Genomic DNA, 3,926 nt, shown 5'->3' with positions numbered 1-3,926 from the left:
GTGCGCAGCGGTTTTGGGGGAACGACATGCATCAGGAAAATGCATGTCGCCCAAAAGTGCGCAGCGGTTTTGGGGGAACGACATGCATCAGGAAAATGCATGTCGCCCAAAAGTGCGCAGCGGTTTTTGGGAGAACGACATGCATCAGGAAAATGCATGTCGCCCAAAAGTGCGCAGCGGTTTGGGAGAACGACATGCATCGAGACAAAGACTCAAAGCGCGTCGCCGACGCGCTTTGGTTGCGCCTCGCATCAACCCTGCCTATCTCGGGAGCATCGTTCCTCGATAAGGGCTTGGAGCTGCCGTGATTCTTGACGCCGCCCGCGCCGCCGCCAGCCAGCTGTTCTCGCCCGAATTCCGCTCCGTCTTCCTGAAGACGCTTGGATTGACAGTGCTGGCGCTGGTGGCGTTGTGGTTTGGCATCGAGAGCCTGCTCGAATGGCTGGCCTGGCCGTGGCTGCAGACATTCGTGCCTGGCCTGCCTGCCTGGGCCGGTTGGCTCAGCGCCATCATCGCCGGCATCGTCCTCGCGGTGGGAATGGCGCTGCTCGTGGCACCAGTGACGGCGATCGTCGCCGGCCTGTTCCTCGACGATGTCGCCGAGGTGGTCGAGCGCACCGATTACCCGAACGATCCGCCCGGCCGCGCTGTGCCTGCGCTGCATTCGCTGGTGCTGGCGATCAAATTCTTCGGCGTCATCGTCGTCGGCAACATCGTCGCCTTGTTGCTGCTCCTGATGCCGGGCATCAACATCGCCGCCTTCTTCATCGTCAACGGCTATCTGCTCGGGCGCGAGTTCTTCGAATTCGCCGCCATGCGCTTCCGTCCCGAGGCCGAGGCCAAGGCGCTGCGCCGGAAACACGCCGGCACCGTGTTCCTGGCCGGGCTGGTTATCGCCGTCTTCCTTGCCGTGCCGCTGCTCAACCTTCTGACGCCGCTCTTCGCCGCCGCCGTGATGGTGCATCTGCACAAGGCGGTTTCGGCGCGCGAGCTGGTTTAGTCCTGCTCAGTAGCGCCTCCGCGGAACAGTGCCTGCAGCTTGCCGAACGGCATCGCTGCGCGGGTGAAGCCGAAGGTGCCGTCCTGCAGGATCTCGCGCGCCGCCGTTTCCAGCATGCCGTAGGCGAAATTCGTCAGCCATGGTCCGAGCGAGATGCGTTTGACGCCGGCTGCGGCAAGTTCGGCGACGGTGAAGCCCGGCCGCGCCATGACATTGATGGGTTTGCTCACCGCCGAGCAGACCGTGCGCACCATGTCGACGTCGCTCAGGCCCGGTGCATAGAGCACATCGGCGCCGGCGTTCTCGAAGGCCTGCAGCCGCTTGATCGTGTCGTCGAGATCGGTCTTGCCCCACAGGAAGTTCTCGGCCCGCGCGGTAAAGACGAAATCGTGCTTGAGCGCGCGAGCCGCCTCGACCGCCGCGGCAACGCGTTCGACGGCATGCGAGAAATCGTAGATCGGATTGTCGGGATCGCCGGTGTGGTCCTCGATCGAGCAGCCGGCAAGGCCGGCGGCTTCGGCCGCGAAGATGGTTTCGGCGGCCTGCTCGGGGCTGTCCCCCTTGCCGCGTTCGAGGTCGGCAGAAACCGGCAGGTCGGTGGCCGCCGTCACCTCGCGGCAATGGTGGATCATGGCCTCGAACGTCACGGCGCCGTCTGGCAGCCCGCGCGAGAACGCGAAGCCGGCGCTTGTCGTTGCCAGCGCCTTGAAGCCGAAGGAAGCCAGAAGCTTGGTCGTGCCTATGTCCCAGGGGTTGGGCATGACGAAGGTGGAGGCATGCAGATCGCGAAAAATCTTGCCCTTGTCCATGGCGGGTCCTCAATCATGATTGGGGTCGTGCGGGGAATTTATCGCGGCCGCCCGGGTCGGGCAAACGAATGCGGTTGGCTTAGAAGCGTTTCTCGTTCTCTGCTGACAAACGCCCGAACGCGTCGGAATTCCTCACATAACGCGACTTGGCCTTGTCCCAGCGATAGGTGACGGAAATGTCGTGCGAGACGGCTTTAGGCGTGGGCTCCTCGCAGCTTTCGTCGCTTGGCGCGGTGGCATCGGTCACCGTCACCTTGATCGCCGCGTGGGGTTTCTTGCCGCCGCGCGTCTGGAAGGCCAGGTTCTGCGTGCGCCTGTAGGCGCAGTAATTTTCGTTGAACGTGTAGATTGTGTCGATCAGTTCGAAGCGGTCGTTGCGGACCATGATCAGCAGCGTACCGGCATAGCCCTGGTTCGAGTTGAAATGCGTGCTCGTGGTGACGATGGCATCGTCGCCGGCGCCGAGCGAAAGCTTGGCCGGTTCGCCGAAATAGGTGCTCCTGTCGACTGCGACGTTTGCCGCGTCGAGCAGTCTCGGCTTGCCGGAGAGATCAAAGAGCGCCAGCACGGCGAAGCCCTCGGCGTCGTCGGATGAGTAGCCGAGGTCGTAGAGCATCGCCAGCCGGTCCTTGCCGCCGGCCTTGATGGCGAGTACGGCGGCGTCCGGCAGGCTTGCGGTGGGAGGCGGCGAGCCGCCATCGTCATCGCCGGTGATGTCGCGCATCTGGATCGGCGGGCTGCCGTCATCCGGGATGATCAACTTCGCGAGGTCGAGATAAGTCACGTCCGGGTGGCCGGGAACGGCGCTGCCCGGTTCGGGAAAGCTGACGGTCTCTGCATCCGCGGTCGCCCACAGCCACGGCAACAGCAGGCAAGCGAACAGGAATCGACGCGGGACGGATGTCATGGAGTGCCCCCTTGGGAGCGTGCAGGCTAGCATGGCTGACGGCGACAAACAGCCGGATTGTCCGCAGCGCAATGAACTCAGTGGATCGGCACCAGCCCGGCGAGTTCGCGCATGTCGTCGAACAGGATGCCGCCGGCCGCGGCCAGCCCGTCGCGGTCTGAGAACGGATCGGCGTGGTAGGAGAACACGCGCATGCCGGCGGCGATGCCCGCCTGGGTGCCTGCGACGCTGTCCTCGATGACGATGCAGCCGTCCGGCGCGAACCCCATTGTCTTTGCCGCATGGAGGAAGAGGTCGGGGAAGGGCTTGCCGCGCCCGACCATGGTCGAGGAGAACATGGCGTGCTCGAACAGCGGCAAAAGCCCGGTCTGGCCGAGCGTGATATGCATCTTCGAGATCCGGGCCGAGGAGGCGACGCAATAGGCGATGCCGGCCGCGCGCACCTTCCCGATGAAGTCGCGAACATAAGGGATCGCCTCGACGCCATGCGCGAACAGGTCCGGCAGGCCGGCGTTCCAGCGTTCGACGAAATCGGTGCCGAGCCTGACCTCGGTCTCCGCCTCGATCTCTTTCTGCACCGAGGCCATGCTGCGGCCGGAGAAATGCTTGCGGCAATATTCGAATGTGGTTTGAAAGCCGGCCCCGGAGAGCCATTCGGCGAGGCGTTTGTTGGCAAGGTTCTCTGTGTCGACCAGAACCCCGTCGCAGTCGAAGATGACCAGCTTTGGAACTTGCATCAAGCGGTGCCGGTCGACCCGAAGCCGCCGGCGCCGCGTGTCGTGCCGCCGGCGAGCGAGCGTTCCTCGCTGGCGACCTGCGTCACCGCGGCAAACACGATCTGCGCGATCCGCATGCCGCGCGTCACCGCGAAATCCTCATCGCCGAGATTGACGAGCAGCACCTTCACCTCACCGCGATAGTCGCTGTCGATTGTGCCGGGCGTGTTGAGGCAGGTGAGGCCATGCTTGAAGGCGAGGCCGGAACGCGGCCGGACCTGGCCTTCCATGCCTTCCGGGATTTCCAGGATCAGTCCTGTCGGCACCAGCGCGCGCTTTCCCGGCAGGATGAGCAGCGGCCGGTCTTCCGGCACCGCGGCACGCAGATCCATTCCGGCAGCGCCTGAGCTTTCATAGGCCGGCAACGGCAAGCCCTCGCCATGCGGGAGCCTGACGAAACCGACGGTGGGGCCGATGACGGAGGAAGGATAGAC

6 protein-coding genes are annotated in these 3,926 nt (G+C 64.3%); 2 read left to right on the top strand and 4 right to left on the bottom strand.

What is annotated here, in order from left to right:
- Together EOA29_RS42340 and EOA29_RS28140 are read left to right on the top strand one after the other, a co-directional pair.
- On the top strand, positions 1-308 hold a 308-nt coding region (locus EOA29_RS42340; protein ID WP_210213176.1), incomplete at its 5' end, for a hypothetical protein.
- The gene (locus EOA29_RS28140) at positions 305-1,000 is read left to right on the top strand and encodes a sulfate transporter family protein (RefSeq protein ID WP_126090496.1); all 696 of its coding nucleotides are present in this window, start codon (positions 305-307) and stop codon (positions 998-1,000) included. The genes EOA29_RS42340 and EOA29_RS28140, both read left to right, overlap by 4 nt.
- Here the strand turns inward: EOA29_RS28140 and EOA29_RS28135 are convergent.
- The 4 genes from EOA29_RS28135 to dut form a co-directional block, all read right to left on the bottom strand.
- Complete coding sequence (locus tag EOA29_RS28135) at positions 997-1,809, bottom strand: oxaloacetate decarboxylase (RefSeq protein WP_126090495.1); 813 nt, start codon at positions 1,807-1,809, stop codon at positions 997-999. The genes EOA29_RS28140 and EOA29_RS28135 overlap by 4 nt on opposite strands.
- Before the next feature lie 79 nt (positions 1,810-1,888).
- A complete protein-coding gene (locus EOA29_RS28130; RefSeq protein WP_126090494.1) occupies positions 1,889-2,716 on the bottom strand; it encodes a hypothetical protein in 828 nt (275 codons plus the stop codon).
- A gap of 77 nt (positions 2,717-2,793) precedes the next feature.
- Positions 2,794-3,453, bottom strand: a complete 660-nt coding sequence (locus EOA29_RS28125) for an HAD family phosphatase (RefSeq protein WP_189350397.1) — start codon at positions 3,451-3,453, stop codon at positions 2,794-2,796.
- A partial coding sequence (gene dut / locus EOA29_RS28120; protein ID WP_245468558.1) for a dUTP diphosphatase occupies positions 3,453-3,926 on the bottom strand: 474 nt, incomplete at its 5' end. The genes dut and EOA29_RS28125, both read right to left, overlap by 1 nt.

The sequence above is a fragment of the Mesorhizobium sp. M1E.F.Ca.ET.063.01.1.1 genome (genome assembly GCF_003998155.1).
Classification (GTDB): domain Bacteria; phylum Pseudomonadota; class Alphaproteobacteria; order Rhizobiales; family Rhizobiaceae; genus Mesorhizobium.
This window is presented reverse-complemented; position numbering and strand designations above follow the sequence as displayed.